The following is a 23,343-nucleotide window of genomic DNA, read 5'->3' as shown; positions in this document are numbered from 1 at the left end:
TGGCATTCCTTTTTCAAAACCAAGGTCAAACTTGTCGGTGGTAATAACCTCCAATACCTTTTCGTGATCATATACAGTTAAACTAGCTGGTTCTCTAAGGATCTTGCTGATATAAGGCATTACTTTAAGCAGGGCATCTACAACGTTCATGGAAGAGGACCATCCTTTCAATATTTGAATGTATTATTTTTAACGATCTATGGAATGCTCTATCTTTCATCGGACGGAAATGACTTTTCGTGAACGGCATTTTGCATGAAAGAATGAACATTTTATGATTAAATTTTAAAGTATTTACCATTTGAAATGATTTATTGGATATAAGTGTTAGTTGTAACTATTTTTATATCAAGATATTTGTACGGATGTATATCAAATATAGGACATATGTCCTTTTACATAGGTTATATACGACAACGGAGGGGAAGTCGGAATGAAAGAAATCATGGACTTTGGACTTGTGCGGCAACTCGCCCGTGAGAATGGGTTGGATCAGGTGCTGGACGAGCCTGCACTCGCTGAGTTGCGACTACTTGAGGCTGCGAAGGGCGAGATGATCTGTGCCAAAGGTGAGCGACCCGAGCGATTGTATTTTCTCGTGCAGGGCAAGCTCAAGATCTATACCACCCTGCCTAACGGAAAGTCTCTGTTGCTTCGTTTCAGTACACCACTTGCGCTTGTGGGAGATTTGGAACTGGTAAATGGCAAGGAGGCTATGAATACGGTAGAGTCTGTGAGTAAAAGCCTGCTGCTGGGTATCAGCTATCGCGCTCTCCAGAATACCTATGCAGAGAACCCTAAGTTTCTCCACTTTATGCTGAGCCAAGTTACGCACAAATTGTATACCTTTTCCAACCTGTCGAGTCTGAATATGTTATATCCGGTCGAGAGTCGATTTGCCAGCTATCTGTTGTCCACAATGGGCCAGGACGAGTCTTCTTCGGAAGAGATCCAGACTTCCAAGCTCACCGAACTGGCCGATATGCTGGGCACCAGCTATAGACATCTTAATAGAGTTGTTCAAGATCTGTGTAATCGAAATATTATTCGCAAAGTGCAGCGTAAGCTTCTGATCTGTGATCTGGAACAGTTGCGTGCCATCGCGGGGGGCAATATATATGAGTAATGGCATCTAAAATAAAGATCAAGCCAGCATATCTGTACGACATGACGCGGTACAACAAAATACAATATGGCATAACAAAGAGCACCCTCCCGAATATACGAAGGGGTACTCTTTGTATTCTTTGTGCACTGTACGTCAAGTGGATTAGATATCTCCGCGCTGCTCGAACAATTGAGCGATCTCTACAATGACACGGGTGGCCTTCACCATATTGTCTACCGATACATATTCAAATTTGCCGTGGTAGTTCTCACCACCAGTGAAGATATTTGGTGTGGGCATGCCCATATAGGATAGTTGGGAACCGTCTGTTCCTCCCCGGATGGGGCGAATAACAGGTTCGATGTCCAATCGTGTCATGGCTTCATGGGCAATGTCCACGATCTGGCGTACGGGTTCAATTTTCTCACGCATGTTATAGTACTGGTCATTCAATTCAACCGTGATGCTTTTCTCTCCATACTTGGTCTTCAGTTCGTTCGCGATATTCAATAGATTTGTTTTGCGCTCTTCAAACTTCTCCCGGTCGAAATCACGGATGATGTAGCTCATCTTTGTCAGTTCAACGTCACCCTCCAGAGACAACAGATGGTAGAAACCATCATAACCGTCCGTGAATTCAGGAGCTTCCTCCACAGGCAGGCGTCGATTCAATTCCATCGCAATTTTCAGGGAGTTCACCATCTTATCCTTCGCTGTTCCGGGATGCACATTGGTGCCTCGTACGGTGATTTTAGCGGCAGCTGCGTTAAAGCTCTCGTATTCCAGTTCACCAAGCGGTCCGCCATCGACCGTGTACGCATATTTGGCTCCAAAAGCAGCTACATCAAACTTGTGCGGTCCACGGCCAATCTCTTCATCCGGGGTAAAAGCAACCCGAATCTTACCGTGTTTCACTTCCGGGTGTTCAATCAGATAGGCCATCGCGGTCATAATCTCGGCAATGCCTGCCTTATTATCTGCACCAAGCAACGTTGTACCATCGGTTGTGATCAGGGTGTGGCCTTTATACTCGTGCAGTTCCGGGAAATCCTTGTTGGACAGCACTACATCCAGTTCCGAGTTCAGCACAATGTCAGCACCGTCGTAGTTATCGATAACCTGTGGTTTAACATTTTTGCCAGTAAAGTCGGTCGCTGTATCGAGGTGAGCCAGGAAACCAATTACGGGAACATCCTTGTCGGTATTGGATGGCAGTGTAGCCATGACATAACCATTCTCATCCATCGTCACATCTTGCAGACCAATGGAGGTACATTCTTCAACGAGCAGTTTGCCCAAGGCCAGTTGGCCGTGTGTGGAAGGGCATGTCTCGCTATTTTCATCGGATTGGGTATCCATCTGAACATAAGTACTCAGTCTTTGAATTAATATATCTTTCATATAATAACCTCTCCCTAGCTTGAGTAGTATTTAAGTTGAGCTACTTGTTTTTACACTGATCCACTATGAGGCCAGAATAACCTTCTGATCGCTGTTATCCCCAGATTTTTTGATCCACTTTTACAAAGGTGAAAATCTGAGGATAAAGGCGAACGCTCCGCTTCTACAGGTTATTTCTGCCCTCTCCGTTATCGTGTAACCGTTAGTCACAACTTATGTAAATTGGGTATAGTAATTATTGTGGTTCTCTACGGTTATCATATCATGTTTTGCAGTCATTTCCAGAATGGGGTAGATCGGAAATAGGAGGATGACTAGGTATCAAAAAGGGTACCAAGGCACAAAAATGTACGTACTTGTGTTTCCATACGTCAGGTTCATAATAAATGATGAAGAAAGGATGGGTTCTAGACATGCCATTTATCACGGTTAAGGTACTGGAAGGCAAGTCGGTTGAGCAGAAACGTCAGTTGATTGAACGTATGACTCAGGTGGCTTGTGAGACACTGGATGTTGATCCGAGCAAAGTCTTTATCTTCATTGAGGATTTGGAGAAGGACAATTACGGTAAGAACGGAAAACTGTTTTCGGACTTAGACAAATAAGGAAGGCTTCATATATATCATGATCAAGGAACAGGAGATGCAGCAACGATGACTGAGCAATTATTTTCCCCTTATCAATTCAAGAGTCTGCAATTAAATAACCGTGTCGTCATGGCACCAATGTGCCAATATTCTGTCACTGCGAAGGACGGCATTCCGAACGATTGGCATCAGGTTCACTATGTGAGCCGTGCGGTTGGAGGAACAGGACTCATCGTGATCGAGATGACCGATGTCGATCCGGATGGTCGTATTACGGATAATGACTTGGGTATATGGTCAGATGAGCATGTGCCTGCCTTCACCAAACTTGTAGATGGAATTCATGCCTACGGCTCCAAAGTAGCTATTCAGATCGCACATGCAGGACGAAAAGCAGAGGATGCAGCGCAGCCGGTTGCTCCTTCGGTAGTCACATTCCCGGGAGAAAAGTACAAGGAACCTCGTGCATTAAGTACGGAAGAGGTAGAAGCTATGGTGCAGAAGTTCGCAGACGGTGTTCGCCGCGCAGTCCAGGCTGGAGTCGATACCATTGAGTTGCACGGTGCCCATGGATACCTGATCCACCAGTTCCATTCCCCGCTGATGAACCATCGTGAGGATGTATATGGGCAGGATCTGTCCCGTTTCGGCGTTGAAGTCATTCGGGCAGTGAAAAAAGAAATGCCAGCAGATATGCCGCTAATTATGCGGATTTCGGCTGTCGAATACGCGGATGGCGGGTATGATATCGACCATACGATCAATATCGCTCGTGCTTACCAAGACGCAGGCGTGGACATGTTCCATATCAGTTCAGGTGGCGAAGGACCTTCGGGACAGCGGAAACCGGGGAACTATCCGGGGTATCAGGTACCATTTGCCCGTCGCTTCCGTGAAGAACTTAGCGTTCCTGTCATCGCAGTGGGTATGCTGGAGGATGCAGCATTGGCTCAGGCGGTGATTGGAAACGGCGACGCGGATCTGGTTGCCGTGGGCAGAGGCATGCTGCGTGATCCGTACTGGGCGAACCATGCCGCTCTGGAACTGGGTGTCAGCAAGGATCAAGCTGCCATTGCGGAGCAATATTCTCGTGGATACTAATTTGCACTAACAGTTACACTTGCCACTCCGATGACAGAATAACCTTCCGATCGCTGTTATCCTCAGATTTTTTGATTCACTTTTTCAAAGGTGCAAATCTGAGGATAAAGGCGAAGTGTATGCTTTCGATGCAGCTTTCTTGCAGAAAGCTTGTAGCGTCGCTTCTTCAGGCTATTTCTGTCCTCTGCGTTCTCGTGTAAATGTTATTGCAAATCTTATATAGTAAATCAGGCCACAGCATGGGTTAAAACTCATGCTGTGGCCTGATTTGTATGATGAGAAGCATGTAGACTAAATTACGGATGACTACGTTCTTCGAGTTGCTTCATAGACGAATTTTTGATTCGACTGTGTAGGTGGCTGATTCGGGTTGAAATCGGCGTACACTTTAATGTCAGAGAAACCAATGTTTTCGAGAATTAGGCGTAACTCTTCTATGCCGTACCAACGTAGAGTGAGTTGTTGCAGCTCCGTAGCAACAAGAGAACCCTGATGCCATTGTTCGTAGCGGATCAGACTCACTTTGTACTGTTGAAGAAGGTTCACTTCAATGTTTTTCACTTCTACCGTGATTGTATCGCCATCCGGTAATGAAACGGTTGATGTTTCCACAGAAGAGGGTTGTGTCACATCGGGCAGAAACAGATCAAACACGAACTTGCCGCCAGGTTCTAAATGCTGAAATAGATTACGTAATACGTTAATCGACGCCTGTCTGTCTTGGATGAGGAGCAGAGAACCTCCGGGAATGATAATTGCCTCGTATCGATATGGAAGGTCAAGCTTCTCCAGATCGGCAACGAACAGCTCAGGTATAGGTAATGCCCGCTCGGTGCAACGAGAACGGCAAGAGTCAATCATATCGGTTGAATAATCAAGTCCATCCACCTTCAGGCCTGCCTCAAGCAAAGGAATGAGCACTCGGCCTGATCCCGACATGGCTTCAAGGATCCGTCCTTTGCAGCGCTGAAGATAGTGACGATAGAATTCGATGTCTCCTCCCAAGGAGTGTCCCACGGGTTTGGTTAGATCATAAACGGCAGTGCACAATGGACCATAATAACTGAAAGACATCGTGTAAGTATCCCCCACATTTTGATGTAATGAATTGCAAAAGGGGAAGGGAATACGTTAAAATAATCCCTTCCGGCAACGGTTGGAATTGGATTTTTCAGAGCAGACTATCATAGAAATCACGCACCTTATATGTAGTATATTCCAATTATGGGTGGTGTCACAGTTGGGGTCAACACCTTTTTTGGTCGTTATGTGAACCCATTTGACATGAATCCTAAAATCTCAAACAATGAATAAATATATCCAAGGAGGCGATACGATTGGAATCATCATCAAGTGCATTACCGGATATCCGGGAGGAACTATTGCTTCATGCACCTGTAGAGAAGGTGTGGGAGATGGTCTCGACAGCGCAAGGATTGGGTGCATGGTTCATGCCGGGCAATCTGGAACCTGTGGAGGGTCATGAGTTTATATTGGAAGCAGGCCCCTTCGGCCAATCACCATGTCAGGTGACGGAAGTTCTTCCGCTGCACAAGCTGTCATTCCGCTGGGGTAAGGACTGGACGTTGACGTTCCAACTGAATGAACAGCCCGAAGGTACGGATTTCACACTGATTCACAGCGGTTGGGATGCGGATAAACTGACTGAGTTTGGACAGGCCCACGCCATCGTACGCGAACGTATGGAACAGGGATGGGCCGGAATCGTTCAGAAGCTTGCCCAAGTTGTTAAATAAATCTTCATTCAATCAACCCCAGGCAATTTCGCCCGTTCATTCCGGTGAAATTCGGCCTGGGGTTTCTTGGTGTACCAAGAACTGGCGAAAACAGATAGAGATCCTTCAAATTATAACGAATTTGACCGATTATGATACGGAAACTATTTCCGTGAGCACCAGAAACGTGTAACATGAATTTTAGTGATAAATCGACAAAATTAGACGTCTCTCGCCATTGTGGATGGAAGGAATACATAGATGAGAAAACACTGGATTATGCTGACCATAAGCTTCATATGTATTGTCATTGTTCCGCTAGGCTGGATTGCCCAGACGTTAATTAACGAGCGTGGTAATCCCCAGGCTATGGATGGAAAAATTGACCTGACCCAATGGAACTTTGATCGTATGGGTGCAGCGTCTTTAAAGGGAGACTGGGATTTCTACCCCGGTCAGTTGCTGAGCCCGGCAGATATTGAAGCGAGTGTATCTGGCCGTAAGCCATTGCCTGCTTCGTCTGGTACTCAGGTTCCGGCCCGATGGAACCAATCTCTGGGGCAAGCGCATGGGTATGGGACCTATCATTTGCAAGTCCAGCTTACACCCCGAACGACGAAAAACGATTATGGTATACGCACGCGGAATATACGCATGGCACACCGGGTATTTATTGATGGTAAAGAGATTGGCGGCAAAGGCCTGCCAGGAATGACACCGGGAACAGATTTACAATTAAATCTGCCCTTTACGGGATTCACGTCCATTGATGGCAACACGGCTGACATTATCATTCAGGTATCGAACTATAGTTATTCTTCCGGGGGCATTGTGGCGCCCATTTTGTTTGGAGACGAGCATAGTATTCTGAAAAGCCAGCAACAAGATTGGCTCAAGGATCTGATGACCTTATTTGGTTTTATCTTGCCAGCCGCCTTTTTTCTACTTCTGTTCAGATTAAGGCGTACGGAGAGGGAGCTTCGTTTCCTCGGATTATTCAGCCTTTCTGGTGCGGTATACGCTCTGACCCATGGGGAGAAGTTACTGGGAACGTTTGTACCGTTCCTGACCAATAATGAGATGCTTCGGATTCAACTCCTTAGTTCAGCCTTTGCGTATTACTTTTTACTTCGGTATATGGATGCCCGTGTACCGGGAGCGGTTCATCAGTGGTTTGTTCGATTGGCTGTCGTGCTAATCGTTGCCCAAACCATTGTGGGTCTAACGCTTCCTCCGACGCTTTTCTCGACTTTTGAGATTCCTATGCTGCTGATCTCACTTGTTGTCATGTTCTATTCACTGCGAGCCATGTTCTATTGGTTAAAAGGACGTCCCAATGACAGCCATTTTGCACTGGTGAGCATGATGAGCATACTCATGGTTGTTGTGCTACACACGATTGGTGCGTTTACTGCCGTAGACACAGCATTCTTCGCGCTGATTGAACTTTTATTATTTGTAATTGCCCAGATGATTGTGACCGCAATCCGTTTCGCACAATCATTCCGGGACGTGGAAGCCCTGTCGGAGCGATTACTTGCCATTGACAGCCTCAAGGACGAGTTCATGGCGAACACGTCGCATGAGCTGCGAACTCCCCTGCACGGCATTATTAATATTGCGCAATCGATGCTGGAAGGAGCTGCCGGAGCAGTTACGCCCAAGCAAGCCAAAAATCTGTCCATGATTACTTCAACCGGCAAGCGCCTGTCACTGCTGGTTAACGACATTTTGGATTTTGCCAAATTAAAAAATAGTGAAATTGAGTTGAAACGGGTAGCTGTTGATCTGGAATCCGTTGCTCGTACTGTGGTTGAAGTCTCGGGTTTCACGTTTGAAGACAAGCCGGTTATATTGATTCAACAATGGCCCCAGTCCTTGCCACTTGTTGAGGCAGACGAAGATCGCCTAAGGCAAGTTCTGTATAACTTGCTGGGTAACGCCTATAAGTACACTGAGCAGGGTGAGATTCGATTGTACGCTAGTGTTGAAGGAGATTGGGTGAAGGTATCGGTCGCTGATACAGGGGTAGGTATTGCCTTGGACAAACAGGAGGATATCTTCCAGGCGTATGAGCAGAGTAACGGCACGATTGAGCGATTGAATCATGGAACCGGACTGGGTCTGAGTATTACGCGAAAACTCGTTGAACTTGGCGGTGGTGAGATCTGGGTTGAATCGGAGCCGGGGCAAGGTTCGATCTTTCATTTCACCCTGCCTGTGATGAAGTTGCCTCTGCTGCAATCTCATTCGAAACCAACTGTGGCACGATATGTTGCTGCACAGGGGGCGGGGGCAAAGGAGTTTGTGACAAGAGAGTCAGATGAGCAGGAAGATCTTGCAGAATCCGAGCACACGATTCTGATTGTAGACGATGATCCCGTCAATCGACAGGTTTTGCTTAACCTGTTATCGACGGAACGGTATCGTGTGATTGCAGCGGACAGCGGGCCCACTGCATTGAAACTCCGTGAAGAATTCCCGTCCATTGATCTTGTTATTACGGACTGGATGATGCCTAAGATGTCCGGGCTTGAGTTATGTCGCAAGTTGCGCGAGCACAGTTCCTTGTCTGAGTTGCCGATTCTGATGCTCACTGCTCGAGGGTTGCCTGAGGATATCAAACACGGATTTCAGGCGGGAGCCAATGACTTTCTGAGCAAACCGGTGGATGCTGGTGAATTGCGAGCCAGAGTTCGGACGTTAATTGAAATGCGGAGTTCGGTGCAGGAAGCTATCCGGACCGAAATGGCCTTTTTGCAGGCCCAGATCAAGCCTCACTTCCTATATAATGCACTCAATGTCATTATCGCGACCTGTGCAGTGAATCCGGACAAAGCAACCGATCTGCTGATTGAACTCAGTCATTACCTGCGCGGAAGTTTTGACTTCCAGAACAGGGAGCAGCTTGTTCCTTTGACCAAAGAGCTGGAATTGGTGGAATCGTATGTGCATCTGGAACAGGCCAGATTTGAGGAAAGACTGGTGGTTGAATATGAGGTGGAACCGGATGTGCAGCTCTATCTGCCACCTCTAAGTATCCAGCCACTTGTGGAGAATGCCATTCGACACGGCGTGATGGAGCGGGCAGCCGGCGGGACAGTTCATCTTAGGATTTTCAAAGAGAGTGAGCATGTGGTTGTACAGGTTCAGGATGATGGTGTGGGTATCCCTCCCGAGCGTATGGCTCAGGTCAAGTCTGGGAACACCGAAGGTCCTGGAGGTGTCGGGCTGCAAAATATAAACCGTCGCCTGATGTCCCTCTATGGTCAGGGACTGGAGATTCATAGCCATGTGGGTAAAGGCACACAGATTCGGTTCCGCATCCCTGTGCAAAAGGTGGATTATGCCAAATAGTGTGCCGAATTAAGCAATTATGGTTAACAGACTAGGGGGTGTCTGAAAACTCCGAAGGAAGCAGATTTTGCCGAATTTTCGTTCCAAGCCAGGAAGTTTTACGCAGGCGTGCCGGGGCACGTCAAGGGAAAGTGACGCAGCAGGGGGCGAATAGGCGGTAAAAGATGCACTTCAGCGAGTTTTGAGACACGCCCTAATAAGCGGATGCCGATAAAATCGGCATTCTAATTGAATCTTTCATGGCAGGAGGCTGAAAGAACGGTGAGAGCCATTGTGATCGATGATGAGAAGCCAGCGCAGCTTCATCTGGAGCGACTACTACGAACGGACGGACGAATTACACCCGTGCAATGTTTTTCGACAGCTCGTGATGGTCTGCATTTTCTGGCAAAGGAACGTGTAGATGTTGTATTTTTGGACATTGGAATGCCGGAGATGAATGGCCTGGAAGCGGCTGAATATATACAGCAATTGGATCAGAGTATTCGTATTATCTTTGTTACGGCTTATGCGGACCATGCAGTGGAAGCATTTGAACTGCATGCACTGGATTATGTACTGAAACCGGTAAGCTCGACCCGATTGGCCAAAACCGTTGATCGAATCGCGGGCATAATGTCGCATCATTCCCAAGTTGCAGCCACCGCCGAGGTACAGGGATCGGAACCCGTACCTGTGGAGTTGGATACTGAAGTTCCGGGGCTGCTAACGTTCAAACATCTGGATATCTACAGAAGTTTGGATCAGGGTGCCAAGAAACATAAGTGGCGCACAACCAAATCACAGGAATTGTTTGCTTTTTTGTTTCATCACAGGGAAGAATGGGTAAGCAAGGAGATTCTGCTGGATAAGCTATGGGGTGATGTTTCCCAGGAAAAGGGATTAACCCATCTACATACTTCCGTGTACCAGATTCGAAAGCTTTTTAAGGAATGGAACATGACAGGCAAGCTGGAGTACAATATGAACCGTTATCGTCTGTTATCAGGTAATCTGGTAAGTGATGTGGACCAATTTGAAAAAGCCATGGTCTACAACGTCATCACATCAGACAATATTGGTGACTTGAAGCATATGATTCCGCTTTATCGTGGCGATTATCTGGAAGAGCATGATTATCGTTGGGCACAGGCCAAAGCAAGGGAACTCAGACGCAAGTATACAGCGCTGGTTATGGATATCGCGAGATGGGACATGGAGCATGGGCGTGGCAAAGAAGCGATTGAGCAATTAACGATATTACAGGAACGGGAGCCTTATTCGGAAGAGATCTGCCGACTCATGATGGAAGTGTATGCATCCATGGATGATCAGCAAGGCATACTTCGTTTGTATCATTCATTTACATTGACATTAAATGAGGATCTGGGACATCAGCCAGAACCGGAAACAAGCAGGTTATATCAGAGCCTGACGGATAAATAGACGTAAGATCAGACAGGAGGGTGGGGCATGAAGCTATTCATACACCGCAAAGACTTGCGTACGGATGATCTGGCCGCATTCGACTATTTGCGGGAACACCAAGAAGAGAGTGTGCATATTCTCATCTATGATTCATTCCTCCTGCGGCAAGGCCGAGAGAAGGAACACAGCGGTGTGAATTTCAGGCAGCACGCAGCGGAATTAGGCAGGCAGTATCTTGAAGCCAAACGAAAACTGCATGTTGCTTACGGCAAACCGGCTGAAGTGGTTGAATTCATCCTGAACGAATTCAAAGGTGAGATTGACGAGATTGTGGTCCATCGGGACATGACGCCATATGCAATCGAGCGGGATAGGGCCATACGCAAAGTCAGTGAGGCACGCGAGGTTTCGTTCACACAACTGACAGATCATCTGCTGATGGATCTGAATGGATTCGCGAATTTCACGGGCAAGTCGGAGCCTTATAAGGTATTTGCGGCTTTCCATCGGCGGTGGGTGGAATTCATGAATGAACATCCCAATCCTCCTTCGGCAACAACCGTTGCCGAGTTGAAGGTGAGTGATCGTCCGATTGAATGGCCGGATGCGATGAGGGTACCTTCAGAGTTGCTGGAGGGCAGTGGTTCGAATGACGAGGACCCGCATCTGCTGTTGGATGAATTCTTATCGGATCGAATTGCTGAATATGGGGATCATCGAGATGAATATGAGGCTTACGAGCCGAGTCATCTCAGTTCGTATGTAGCGGTGGGAGCCGTGTCTATCCGCAAAATGTACGATGCCGCGAATCGCACGGCGGAAGCTGGAGAGTGGATCAGGCAGCTGTGTTTCCGCGACTTCTATCTGTATCGGGCGGTCTATGAGAGTCACTATTTTACATATGAAAAGGTGTACGATCTCTCGTCCCTCCATGACGATCATTTTGAACGGTGGTGCAAGGCGGAGACAGGCATTCCAATTATTGATGCAGCTATGACGGAACTGAATGAAACCGGACATATGCCAAACCGGTTGCGGATTCTCACGGCGATGTTTCTCACCAAAAACCTGCAATGTCCGTTTACCTTGGGTGAAGCCTATTTCAGGCGCAAGCTGAGTGACTATGATAACATTCAGAACCGTGGTAACTGGCTATGGTGTGCCTCGCTTGGGGAGAATGCGGCTCCGTATTTTCGGGTGAACAACCCGGTAACGCAGTCCGAGAAATATGATCCGCAAGGCGATTATATTCGCAAGTGGTTGCCTGAATTGAAAGACTTGCACAGCAAAGACATTCATCAGCCGCGCAAGGATGCCATTGTGGATCTAAAGGCATCAAGACAGGCAGCAATTGAGGTGTACAAACAGATTCTGGCGAGTCGTGGGAAGTAGACTCAGTCAGGGGCGTGATCATGTCCCAACCCAAATTTACCATTCTCATCCGGTTGATCCAATATTCATTTGGTTGAGAGCAGGATGTTCCACAGACCGCGTACTCGCGGTCTTTTTTACATATATAGACATGAAAATAGTGTGAAATGTGTTGGAATTTTAGGAATTGTTAAGAAAATGGACTATCCATCTTAAGCATTATGGCTTTTAATAGATAGAGAGCTTTATTGTATTAAGTCATATCTGACATATTGACGAACACATTAAGGAGAAACGTAAACATGAGTGAAACACTGAAAAGAGAGCGAATCCCAGAGCTGAATCTGGTGCGTGCCATGGCAATTATCGGCGTACTGTGCGTGCATTCCACGTCCTATGCGACGGTGGACATGACGGGTTCAGGCTACTACTGGCTGTACAACTTTATTAATATCTTTATGAAATATGGTACGCCAACCTTTATTTTTATGAGCAGTTTTGTACTGTTCTATAACTATTATTCCCGTCCGCTGGATAAGAAACTCGTAAGTAATTTTTACAAGAAAAGATTCGTGTATATATTGCTTCCGTATTTCCTGTTTTCATTAATGTATTTTGTGTTGCTGCATTTCACGCATTATCAGGGCCGACCTTTCGGCGAATCGGCAGTAAGTTTTATCACGAAATTGTTTACAGGTAAGGCCTATACACATCTGTACTTTGTGTTTATTAACATGCAATTTTATCTGTTATTCCCATTGGTGTTATGGTTGCTTAAGAAATATCCTTCTGTGGTGAAATGGTCTGTTCCGATTGGACTATTGATTCAATGGGCATTCATCGTAAGTAATAAATATGGATTCCAGGTACCCAACAAGGGAAGCTGGGCTTTCTCGTATTTTTCCTACTTCATGCTGGGTGCTTTTATCGGGGTGTATTTCCCTAAAATCAAGCAATGGTTTGTCATCAGTCGGGCCAATGCAACCAAAGGGCGCGTAGCTTCATGGATTCTGCTTTGGGCGGTGTGGATCATTGCCGGACTTGGCCATGTGTATATCTATTATCTGCTGCGTCTGAAGATCGCAACGTATAACACACTGTGGTATGAATTCTTCTGGAATGTGCATACCTTTGCTTGTGCGCTGGTGCTTATCCAGATTGCCTATCTGCTCTATCGCAAAGGGCCGTCACTCATCGTCAAGCCGCTGAATCGGCTTGGGGCATTGTCTTTTGGCATCTATCTGATTCACCCCTTCTTCCTGCTGGTGTATCGTGAATTTCCACCGCAAACAGGAGTCTCCTGGTTAGTGCATCTGTGGTATGCGGGAGGATTCGGTGTAGCTCTGATCGCTTCGTGGATTGTCGTTGGATTGACGGCAAGGTTCGTTCCCTATGCATGGGTCATCTTTGGCAATCTGCCAAAACCGAAACCGCGACTGGTCCCACAACAGAACTCGGGCCAACTGGACGTTTGATAAGATGTATTTCCAACACAGGAATAATAAACCGTTTCTTGGTCGACCTTAGGGGAGAGCAGGAAGCGGTTTTTTTGATGTATGCAGATATGTGTAATGTGGGGAACGAGTGTTTCTTTTTCATGGTTGATGGGTAATCATAAGGCGGAACGATAATACATTATGGATAACAGGATTAAGGTGAATAACATGACAACATGCGAAAAATGCGGGAGACCGATGCAGGATATATTGGAATATGTGGAACACATTCTTCACGAATGCAGTGAACAGATACAGGAGTACAACTCGAAAGATTATCAGGCCTTTGGCCATGAGGGTGTTCGCGAGCAGATGTGATACAATAGAAAGAAACCGGATTCATACGGAACCGAGGTGACAACATGGAGACGGGTCCAGCCCCTTTCCGGCAAGGAAAGACGGAACAAGAAGCGCGACTGAGCAAAACGTGTATGTATTGCGGACAACAGCGGCCGATGTCCGAATTCCGGCGCAGAACCGGAAAGCGGGCAGGTCTCGGAGCCAGGCGGGGAGCCTGCCGCAGCTGTCGCCAGCTTGGTGGACAGGCTGCTGATCACGAGTCAGGTTCAAGCGTCGGACGAACGAATGAACGGATGGAGCGTCAACGGGATGGCTTAGAGACACGTGCTGTTACTGCCAGACCCTCTGCATCTGCGAGAAATGAGGCAGGTCGTACCTCCCACGGTATGGAGCATGGAGCTGCTACGGTGTCTCAGTCTGACAGAAGTCTGGTGTCTCAATCGTCAGTAGACTCAAGTTCTTCGAATGACGATGAACGCGCTGAATTGGTGACTTCGCCCCCCTCTTCTTCGGGTATACGGAAGAAGAGGAGAAGACGGAGGAAGAGCAACCGATCGGAGAGCATAACGGGAAATGAACTGAGAGAGACGAGTCTGGAGCAGGATGGCTCGGCGGGTGAGGTAGGAGATGAGCCACAGCCAGGTGAGCACTGGCGTGGGGAAGAAGGGCATTCGCAGGGGCATGCTGCTGCGAATGAAAAAGGCACTGCACAGCGGGCTGGCGCGCGCGCAGCCGCTGCAGTGCAGGCAGCCGAACAAGCTGCGGCGGCCCACCAAGCTCTGCTGCCTGCTGAGCCGCAAGGCCCGGCAGCAGAGCCCATGGCTGCGGATCAACCGACCGCAGCCAAACGCAAGCGCAAGCGGCGCCGCAAGCGTGCTGCCGCGCTCGCGCCCGGCGCAGGGCAGGCCCGCAGCGTAGCTGCTGAGGCCCATGCGCCGGCACTGAGCGACCGTGGCGATGCCACCACGGTCGTTGCACCTACGGCGGCGGAGGCACAGCCTGCCGCCACCAGGCGCGAGCCTGGGCAAGCGCCGGGGGCTGCTGCGGAGGCAGGGCCTCCAGCGCCCGTGCGCCAGCCTGGCTCGCCAGGGTCCAAGCCGCGCCAGGCGCGCAAGGAGCGTGCGCCCAAGGCGAACGGCGAAGACGCTGCCCGCGGTGCATCCGGGCAGCGACCCGCGCATGCCAGCCGCAGCCACGGCGCTGGCACGGATGGCCGTCCCCGCCGCCAGACCCCGTCGGCTCCGGTAGCCATCGACCCGGAAGATCCGGCTTCGCTCCGGACCAACCGGCAAGGCATGGTGCGGATGCGTGGCAAGACGGACAAGGGGCGCCGTTGGCATCAGGAAGTGGATATGGAGCTTGCGGTTACGTTGGTCAAGGAAAAAGCTGCTGTGGTGGTCAATCGGTACACGATTCGCCGATTGTTCAGCAACAAGGATTTCAAGCGGTATATTCTGACGCGGGATCACTACACTTGTTACTTCTGTGGATCGTATGGGGATACAATCGACCATCTGCTGCCGCGTGCCAAAGGTGGACATACCACCCCGCTTAACTGTGTCTGCGCCTGCAATCTCTGCAACCAGTCCAAAGCGGCAATGGATGCTGAAGAGTTCATGCGTTCCGGGATTCCCGAATGGAATGCTGCCCATCAGGCAGAATTGATTGAACTCGCAATGCAGGAAGCGCAGCTGGAATAAGGATGATATACTCCCGAAGATAAAATCGGGTTTTAATATGAAGAGCACACCAAGACCACAAGAGGGTCGGGGTGTGCTTTTTGGATTTCAATTAGATTTCGGTGGAAAGTTTGTTCACTGTGCAATAATTTCTTCAAATTGACAACGGTGTTCATCGAAGATGTACGTTATACTGGGAGGGAGTTGCGTAAGAAGCTTCATCATTCAGTTGAATGATGAAATGTGGACATCAAACCTAAGAATTTAGATTGTATAGATTGGATGGATGCAAATGACCCCAGCAGCATTGGATATTATGTCATATATTACGGAAGAAAATATTCGTTTCTGGCTGGAGAAGTTTCGCTCTTTCGGCCCCTTACCGGGAATATTGCTTACGTTTATGAAATCATTTGTGCCGCCACTTCCAACACTGTTGATTGTGGGCGTGAACGGTGCGGTATATGGTCTGTGGGCAGGGTTCTTATATTCATGGATTGGCATGATTCTCGGTTGTACTGTGACATTTCTGATCGTAAGGGAGATCGGGAAATCTGCTTTTGTGGAACGGTGGGCACGCAAACCTCGTGTACAACGCAGCATGGTATGGATTCGGAGGAACGCGTTCGGGTATGTCTTTCTGCTCAGTATCTTCCCGGTGGGTCCGTTCGTCATTATTAATGTGGCGGCAGGAATCGCGCGAATGCGGTTGTTATCTTTCCTGCTCGCGGTGGGTTGTGGTAAAGCGATTATGATTTTCTCTGTGACGTATATCGGTTCCAATGTGGAACAATTTCTGGAGCACCCTGTACGATGGGTAGGTGTATTGCTTTTTATTGCAGTATCCCTGTGGGCAAGCCGCAAACTGGAGCGACATTTTACCCGGTCATCGTCAGATGGTGAAGAGTTGAATGATCTGAATCAACCATCTGGAAAATCAATCTCCTCATAAACAAAGGAATATCAGTGTTCAGATATAGTTTCTGTCAATATTGACGTTAGCTTGAAGGAGGATCAGCATGATTGATGATATCTTTGCTTTCAGTCGATGGTTGAATCGCATGAATGAGAATGAACTTCGTTCAGCACTGCGTGTGCTTTATATGAAATCAGCACAGGTGGTCAAGCGGCAGGAAGAGCAAGGCGAAAAGGTGGATTTTGCGGACGCGGTACAGTCACTGTTTAGGAATATGGATACCCCGTTTGATTTGGGGCGTCTGGAACAACAAGCTCTCGCCGAGGTCGACAAGCCAAATGAAATTCATATTACGTTTGGAGAATCACCTCTGAGTAGTCTGAAAATGGGAATGAGCACGTTACCTAATCAGGAAAAGCGGAGCTTCTTCTCTATGGATGATGATTATGCTGTGGGTCCGTTAGGTGATCTGGCCCATCGTGCAGATTTGCAGCGCAGGCATCTTTGGCTGACCGAACGAATGTGTCTCAGTGACCGCGAGGCTTATGCCATGCATGAGCTTGAATCAATATTTGAGCTTAGCTCCACAATGCAGTCTATTGATTCCAAGACGTCAATCATCATCTGGTATTCGAATAATGCACGTGAGAAGACGGGACTGCTCTATGCGATGCATCTATTGCGCAGCAGTAAGAGTCCTATATATCTGATCGAAACGAGCGGCTTATATCAGCAATTATTCAATAGACCTGATGTTCAATATGATGTGCTCCACACAGGCGAGATTCTTCCGGAAAAGCTTCTGTCGATGTGGCAAGTCTGCTCTGAGCAAGAGCCGCTGTCCAAGCAAGAACGCCTCCAACTGGAACAGGATTGGCTGGAACTTTCGGTACAGCCCGGACTATTGCGTATGATGGAGAATGGTGAGATTCGAAGTCTACCTGAAGATGCGTTGGACGAGTACATTATGCAGAAGGTAAGGGAACTGACACCGAACTGGGAGCCAGGCAAGTATATCCGAGCAGCTCGTATTGTGGGCGAAGTGATTGGGACGAGCAGCCAGCATATAGGTGATGCGTTCGTGGAGTACCGTCTACGACAACTGGTGCTGCAAGGCCGACTTGAGATGGATGGAAAGCCACTTGCAATGAGGTATTACAGTGTTCGGCTTGCCGAACGCTGAAAGGGCCTAAGGTGAAACGTACGGATAGAAATCAATATACGTGATCGAAAAGTTTGAAAAAAGACCTGAGCATTTCCTTCCGCAATCAGGAAGGTTATCACGAAGTTTCTCCGATACCAGATGTTTATAATTCCCACTTAAATAGACTGTTCCACCGGTGGATAACTCCTACATGTCCGGAGAACAGTCTATTTGTTTCTCGTTAAAAACTGAACCAACTTCAACTGTGCATGGTCCAATAGTATTCTTTTCTTCATTTTCTTCATATCGGTTATGAATTCTTCCCACTCCAAATTTCGATTAGTGGCCCATCCTGACCATAGACAGGATCGGTATCCGGGATCGGAACCTCTCGGATTTCCTGAAGAGCCTTGGCACGATCATCTTCCTCACCTGTGCGTGTATTGTAGCTCATACCGCCCGGGTAGGCGCCCGCAATACGAAAGTCGGCACTGGCCTCCAGACGTTTATGCCCTGTCCCGGCAGGAAGCACGACAACGTCACCTGTTTGAAGATAAACTTTCTGCCCATGTTCTCCGCCCAGAATCAGTTGTACGAATCCACTCACCACCGCGAGAGCCTCATGAGCATTGCTATGATAGTGATGATAATTGAACACACCATTCAACCAGCTATTTCCCCAGCCATTACGGTTCAGCAACGATTCTGCATGAAAAGCCTCTTCAGCCCATACGTTTTTATACAAAAGCACAGGCAGGGTCGGGTGATTGGGAATTACACCGTCATCCTGAAGGAATAACGTCTCTATGTCCTTTTTCCGTTCATTCATCTCACATCACCTCACTATAAATTACCCGATAATCTCAAGGACGAACAAAAAACAATTGTAAAATGATACAAAATGTATCATTTTAAGGTTATACTCAGTACATAAACTCTCTTCAATGCACTCGTTGTATAAATCGCAAGGGGGAATCGTGTGTGAACATTGTTATTACAGGGGCTTCTGGATTTGTGGGATTTAATCTTTCACAGTATTTGGCGCAAAAAGGGCATCGAATTACCCTTCTGGATCGGGATGATTATTGTCAGAGGCTGGTTCATATCTCTCCTCTGCATGAGATGCCGTTCATCTGTTGTAACCTTGCATCGGACCGAATTCATCTACCTTCAGGAACAGATTACATTATCCATCTGGCGGCCATGCCACACGTGGATTATTCGTATCATCAACCAGGAGAAGTCTTCCGCAATAATACACTTAGCACACAGGCTATCCTGCAATATGCTACGGAACATCACATTCCAGTCTTGCTGGCTTCATCCGTTGAAGTGTATGGAGGCGATTGGGGCAGAGTCTATCACGAATCAGATCCGTATGCACCCGTCTCTCCTTATTCCGCATCCAAAGTTGCCTGTGAAATGCTGGCTCACTCCTACGCTCAATGTTACCAGCTTCCAGTCAAACTCTTTCGTTTGACCAACCTCTATGGACCCTGGCAATTACCAGACCGTATTATTCCCCGAAATTTTGGACGGATGTTGGACGGACTGCCTCTGGATATTCAGGGATCGGCAGTGCGTGATTTCTTGTATGTGGATGATGCCCTCCGGGCCATTGAACAGATTATGCTGAAAGGCAAAGACGGACAGGTCTACAACATATCGACAGGGCTTGGAACAACCATGCAGGAGATCGGGGAGATATTGAAACCAATGGATCGATCCGTAGCTGCTGTAGAGATCCGGGAGCAAGAACCAACCCAGTCCAGGGGGTCGAGTCTGGTCGTGCACTCAGGCAGATTGCGAGCGGAATTGGGATGGTTACCGCAAACCACGTTGGAAAAGGGATTGGAAAAAACTTTCCGTTGGTATCGGGAACATCCCGAATGGGTCAGACAGTTCAGCCGTGAATACCATACAACAAGGGAAACGCGCAGTTTCATTATCGATATGGCAAGATACGCAGTTCCAGCCGTATAAAATGCACAAAAAAAGCCAGGGAAGGGTGTATTGAGTAACACCTTCCTTGGCTTTTTTGCGCCTCCGTCTCATTTTCGGATAGCTTCCGAACACGGACGGTCAGGCTATTTTAAAACGATCTATTGCACGAAATCTTCGTGCTTTCTGAGTTTTACATCAAAAGGATCTAGTGATCTTTTTTAATGTCGGCAATTTTATCCTGTACAGCACCTTTGGCTTTGTCTTTTTTACCCTCAGCCTGAAGGGATCTGTTATTGGTTGCATTACCGATCTGATCCTTCACTTCGCCTTTGGCCTTGTTTACGCCTGCTTTGATTTTATCGCTAGTTGAATTACTCATATCGAACATCTCCTTCGTTTCTGGTGTAGTCCTTATTAACCGGGATGTCCGCATTCTAAACGTTCACTATTTCATGGCGGTCAGAAATTTGTTCTGGATATTCTGTCAGAAATGATCTGTACGAAGAGTCAGTATAAGTATAGGCATTGCTTAATCCCGTGCTTCATTAAAGGAATGAGAGGATGTTATGATATGAGCAATTATATTGGAAATGGTGCGTATTGCTACGCCAATTCAGCTTCAATGCTGCTGTCGTCCGTTGGAGAAAAGATAGATCCCGGCCTGCTCGAAACCATCGGTGGCTTTTCACTAGGGGCCTTTCGAACGCAGGAAGATATGCTTTTTTTTGATAACTGTACATCCAGTCCTGATCTGGCCATCAGCAAGGCGATGAGCATTCTGGGATTTAGGGTGTGCGAAAGTGTGCAAGCACGGGGTACAGAGATGCCTGTAGACGAGCTAAGAGAGGCTTTGAAGCAGGGCCCTGTAATGATGGGTCCGCTGGATATGGGCAAACTCGTTTACAATCCCAACTCTCCCAACCTGGGTGGTAGCGATCATTATGTAGTTGCGCTCAATATGAGGGGCGATGAAATATGCCTGCATGACCCAGCGGGATTCCCCAATGTACTCCTGACACTGGATAAACTTGAGGAAGCATGGAAGTCTGAATTCCCATGGAGTAGTGGTGTGTATCGACGATGGTGGAGTCCTGAACGCATTGAACATCCTGATCTGGAGGAGATTAACCGCCGGGCTTTTACTTGGTTCAAATCAATCCTTACAGAACAGACCCATGATATTGCTGCACAGGAAGGACGAACCGGAGCTTCAGCCATTCTGCATAAGGCGGAACAGGTTCGTACTGGAGCAATCGATGGTAATGAGTGGGCTCATTATGTGTATTTTGCTCTGCCAGTAGGCGCACGTCGTGCCCATGATTATGGTTTGTTTTTTAAAACAATCCATCCTGACCTTTCTGCTTTGAAATACGCACAATCCCGCCAATTCGGGGAATGCCAATCCCGTCTTGTCTCTCGGAACTGGGAGGCTGCTGCGACAATCATGGTGGCACTCGCGGAGACGGAAGCCATGATCGAAGCTTCTATTTTGAAGATGGGGTAATGAAAGTGAAGCGGCGCTATAAGAAAGGGAGATATACATGGATGGATTAACTAACAATCGCCATATCAGGCCAGGGGAAGATGAGATATTAGAGGATCGGCAAAAGGAGCCGGATATCGCGCTTATCCAACGAGCCCAAACGGGGGATACAGAGGCCTTTGGAGAGTTGATTTACCGTTACCGTGGGCAATTGTTTCGTTATGTGCGAGCACTTACGTATGATTCTTATCTCGCAGAAGACATTTTACAAGATGGGCTTATTCGTGCGTTCATTCATATGGGACAGCTTCAGAATGCTGAGCGTTTTATGGCCTGGATGCAGCGCATTGTGCGTAATCAGGCATACTCACATATGCAGCGCCAAAAGCAGCTGCGGGAAGAACATTTTTCTTCATTCTTTGCATTTGGATTTGGAGCCGATGATGCCTCATGGAGCGATCAAGACTCGCTCGACATCACGCTGAATCATCTTTTGAATGACTCAAATCGGACATCGCAGGAGACAGGCTATGATCCGTATCAAGCTGTTGCTCAGCAGGAAATGAGGAACAATCTCCACAGGCTGTTGGCTTGTCTGAATGAAAGAGAACAACAGGTCTTCACATCATATTGGATGGAGCAGCTGTCAGCGCAAGAAATGGCCTGCAAATTCAATTTGACAATTGCCAATGTGTATCAAATTCTGTCCCGTTCACGTAAAAAAGTGTCTCAGCTTCATATTCATTTATCTGTAGAGGAAATGCTGGCAGAGTGGAATTCACTCGGGCAAAACCGAGTGACTCTGGAGGAACCCCTTTCGTTTCGTGCTCCCCAAACCTGGAACTCGGCAGCAGCGTCCATTCACGAGATGTTAGGTTATATCGGTCCATCTCCGTCTCTCCCCATGGTTATGGGGATGAGTGGACTTTCTTTTCGTCTGACTATCCTGCCTCAGGACATACATATCGCTGGACCTACCGCCTATAACTTCAAAGAGGTGCTTACAAGAGGATTGCAACATATGGGTTATCGTTCCCATGCAGTTGAGGCTTTGGCGAGCGAAGCGGGTCTCAATGCCAATCTGGTCGATCCTTTGATGCTAGAGGAGAAAGCGAAAGGGAAAAGGTTGCTTAATCCAAGACTTGTCCAGGCCCTCTCCCTGATACGTTACGCCATTCATCGGGGAATTCCGGCCGTTGTGTGGGACCTGAATATTCCCGAATTCGGGTTGATCTATGGCTATGATGATGCAGCCCGGACCCTATACGGTACCGATTTCATTAAATCAGGAACAATTCCCTATGATCATGTAGGCCGGGGGGTGAATCAGGAAGTATTTGTACTGGCAGCGGAATCGGATGGCATGATACGAGAAATGAACTTGCACGCGGCAATGACAGCTGTGTTGGCTCATTATCGTGGAGAGGACCCGTATACCTTGCCTAACACAGTCAGTGGTGTGGCTGCCTATGCAGTCTGGAGAGAAGCCTTAGAACACAGACGGGTAGAACCAAACGGTCACGCCTATAACATTGCGGTTTTGTGGGATGCAAGACGTTATGCTAGTGAGTTTTTCAAAGAACTTTCTCTAAAGTGGGCTTCGACTGCCTGCTATTCCAGCTTGATTCCATTCTGTCTTCAGGCAGAAGAATTATATCGAAACATGTCCCAAAAGTTAAATACACTCGCGGCATTATTTCCTTTTCCAGATGGAGGACTGCCCAATGAGAAGCTTCATGCTGATCAGGCTATCTCGATACTTCTGGAAGTGGAGGAATTGGAGCGAGCCGCCGTCGTTGTAATAAAAGCGTTGCTTGAAGGAATGGATCAGCATTCTCCAGAAAAAGTTATGATGTGACCTAATTATAACGATCAGATTGGGCAAACAGCGAAAACAAATATCAGGAGGCAGGGCGATCCGTCAGGCCTTCTTTCTGACTTTTTTGCATTCGTGACGCAAGAGGTTCATACTTGAAATAGAAAAGTGTCTCAATGATGGAATAAGGCCGAGCCCAACGCTGCATAATAACGACAGTGACCAATTTCGTTGCATGATTATCGAGATATTGGAAAACAATTCCTGAAATTTTGGATAAACGAATCCTTCCTTGTGTACATATCGCACATCTGGTCATATGTGATCTTGTCTTAATACCACATGTGGTAGGAATACGGATCTTGGACAGGAGGATCGGCGGATTTAGTCTGTCTTCATGGGTTGACAAAAAGATCGATTTTGTTACAATGTTCACAATATCTTCACAAGTGTAAAAAATTTCTTTTTCATGTTCATGTGTAAGAGGTGTAATATAG

19 protein-coding genes are annotated in these 23,343 nt (G+C 47.5%); 15 read left to right on the top strand and 4 right to left on the bottom strand.

The genetic code is table 11. The annotated features are described in order from the left end of the window. The first annotated feature begins 433 nt into the window (after positions 1-433). The gene (locus tag F0220_RS29025) at positions 434-1,126 is read left to right on the top strand and encodes a Crp/Fnr family transcriptional regulator (protein WP_105600416.1); all 693 of its coding nucleotides are present in this window, start codon (positions 434-436) and stop codon (positions 1,124-1,126) included. Between the two features lie 144 nt (positions 1,127-1,270). Here F0220_RS29025 and pepT read toward each other — a convergent pair whose 3' ends face one another. Then, on the bottom strand, positions 1,271-2,509 hold the full coding sequence (pepT, locus tag F0220_RS29020) for a peptidase T (RefSeq protein WP_091012501.1): 1,239 nt from the start codon (positions 2,507-2,509) through the stop codon (positions 1,271-1,273). Between the two features lie 413 nt (positions 2,510-2,922). On the opposite strand from pepT, the gene F0220_RS29015 reads away from it, so the two are divergent. Both F0220_RS29015 and F0220_RS29010 read left to right on the top strand, forming a co-directional pair. Next, positions 2,923-3,114 carry a tautomerase family protein gene (locus F0220_RS29015; RefSeq protein ID WP_017691642.1) on the top strand — a complete coding sequence of 64 codons (192 nt, stop codon included), beginning with the start codon at positions 2,923-2,925 and terminating at the stop codon, positions 3,112-3,114. A gap of 48 nt (positions 3,115-3,162) precedes the next feature. Then, positions 3,163-4,197 (top strand): NADH:flavin oxidoreductase/NADH oxidase, encoded by a 1,035-nt coding sequence (locus F0220_RS29010; RefSeq protein ID WP_105600414.1) that lies wholly within the window; start codon positions 3,163-3,165, stop codon positions 4,195-4,197. A gap of 306 nt (positions 4,198-4,503) precedes the next feature. Here the strand turns inward: F0220_RS29010 and F0220_RS29005 are convergent, their stop codons facing one another. Next, positions 4,504-5,271 (bottom strand): class I SAM-dependent methyltransferase, encoded by a 768-nt coding sequence (locus tag F0220_RS29005; protein ID WP_105600413.1) that lies wholly within the window; start codon positions 5,269-5,271, stop codon positions 4,504-4,506. 263 nt (positions 5,272-5,534) lie between these two features. Here F0220_RS29005 and F0220_RS29000 point away from each other — a divergent pair, with 263 nt between their 5' ends. The 9 genes from F0220_RS29000 (at position 5,535) to F0220_RS28965 (ending at position 17,642) form a co-directional block, all read left to right on the top strand. Then, positions 5,535-5,954, top strand: a complete 420-nt coding sequence (locus tag F0220_RS29000; protein ID WP_197997899.1) for an SRPBCC family protein — start codon at positions 5,535-5,537, stop codon at positions 5,952-5,954. A 240-nt stretch (positions 5,955-6,194) separates the two neighbouring features. After that, positions 6,195-9,290 carry an ATP-binding protein gene (locus F0220_RS28995; protein WP_105600411.1) on the top strand — a complete coding sequence of 1,032 codons (3,096 nt, stop codon included), beginning with the start codon at positions 6,195-6,197 and terminating at the stop codon, positions 9,288-9,290. 261 nt (positions 9,291-9,551) lie between these two features. Further along, a complete protein-coding gene (locus tag F0220_RS28990) occupies positions 9,552-10,715 on the top strand; it encodes a response regulator (protein WP_105600410.1) in 1,164 nt (387 codons plus the stop codon). 27 nt (positions 10,716-10,742) lie between these two features. Next, positions 10,743-12,089 (top strand): cryptochrome/photolyase family protein, encoded by a 1,347-nt coding sequence (locus F0220_RS28985; RefSeq protein ID WP_105600408.1) that lies wholly within the window; start codon positions 10,743-10,745, stop codon positions 12,087-12,089. 281 nt (positions 12,090-12,370) lie between these two features. Next, a complete protein-coding gene (locus F0220_RS28980; protein WP_105600407.1) occupies positions 12,371-13,543 on the top strand; it encodes an acyltransferase in 1,173 nt (390 codons plus the stop codon). 189 nt (positions 13,544-13,732) lie between these two features. Beyond that, positions 13,733-13,882, top strand: coding sequence for a hypothetical protein (locus tag F0220_RS32675; RefSeq protein WP_179198391.1), 150 nt, complete (start codon positions 13,733-13,735; stop codon positions 13,880-13,882). 44 nt (positions 13,883-13,926) lie between these two features. Further along, positions 13,927-15,564 (top strand): HNH endonuclease, encoded by a 1,638-nt coding sequence (locus F0220_RS33445; protein ID WP_374954414.1) that lies wholly within the window; start codon positions 13,927-13,929, stop codon positions 15,562-15,564. 295 nt (positions 15,565-15,859) lie between these two features. Then, complete coding sequence (locus F0220_RS28970; RefSeq protein ID WP_223199811.1) at positions 15,860-16,495, top strand: TVP38/TMEM64 family protein; 636 nt, start codon at positions 15,860-15,862, stop codon at positions 16,493-16,495. 67 nt (positions 16,496-16,562) lie between these two features. Continuing rightward, complete coding sequence (locus tag F0220_RS28965; protein WP_105600403.1) at positions 16,563-17,642, top strand: DUF1835 domain-containing protein; 1,080 nt, start codon at positions 16,563-16,565, stop codon at positions 17,640-17,642. Positions 17,643-17,913: 271 nt separating this feature from the next. On the opposite strand, the gene F0220_RS28960 is transcribed toward F0220_RS28965, so the two are convergent. Beyond that, complete coding sequence (locus F0220_RS28960; protein ID WP_105600401.1) at positions 17,914-18,432, bottom strand: cupin domain-containing protein; 519 nt, start codon at positions 18,430-18,432, stop codon at positions 17,914-17,916. Positions 18,433-18,584: 152 nt separating this feature from the next. On the opposite strand from F0220_RS28960, the gene F0220_RS28955 reads away from it, so the two are divergent. After that, a complete protein-coding gene (locus F0220_RS28955) occupies positions 18,585-19,586 on the top strand; it encodes an NAD-dependent epimerase/dehydratase family protein (RefSeq protein ID WP_181155512.1) in 1,002 nt (333 codons plus the stop codon). 166 nt (positions 19,587-19,752) lie between these two features. Here the strand turns inward: F0220_RS28955 and F0220_RS28950 are convergent, their stop codons facing one another. Continuing rightward, positions 19,753-19,926, bottom strand: coding sequence for a CsbD family protein (locus F0220_RS28950; RefSeq protein WP_105600400.1), 174 nt, complete (start codon positions 19,924-19,926; stop codon positions 19,753-19,755). Positions 19,927-20,118: 192 nt separating this feature from the next. Here F0220_RS28950 and F0220_RS28945 point away from each other — a divergent pair, with 192 nt between their 5' ends. Both F0220_RS28945 and F0220_RS28940 read left to right on the top strand, forming a co-directional pair. Next, positions 20,119-21,051 (top strand): cysteine peptidase family C39 domain-containing protein, encoded by a 933-nt coding sequence (locus tag F0220_RS28945; protein ID WP_105600398.1) that lies wholly within the window; start codon positions 20,119-20,121, stop codon positions 21,049-21,051. Positions 21,052-21,088: 37 nt separating this feature from the next. Continuing rightward, positions 21,089-22,888: an RNA polymerase sigma factor gene (locus F0220_RS28940; protein WP_105600396.1), complete on the top strand. Its 1,800-nt coding sequence runs from the start codon at positions 21,089-21,091 to the stop codon at positions 22,886-22,888. The last annotated feature ends 455 nt before the right edge of the window (positions 22,889-23,343 follow it).

It is taken from the genome of Paenibacillus sp. 37, assembly GCF_008386395.1.
Lineage (GTDB): Bacteria > Bacillota > Bacilli > Paenibacillales > Paenibacillaceae > Paenibacillus > Paenibacillus amylolyticus_B.
The sequence above is the reverse complement of the archived record's forward strand: the minus strand, read 5'-3'. Positions and strand labels throughout refer to the sequence as shown.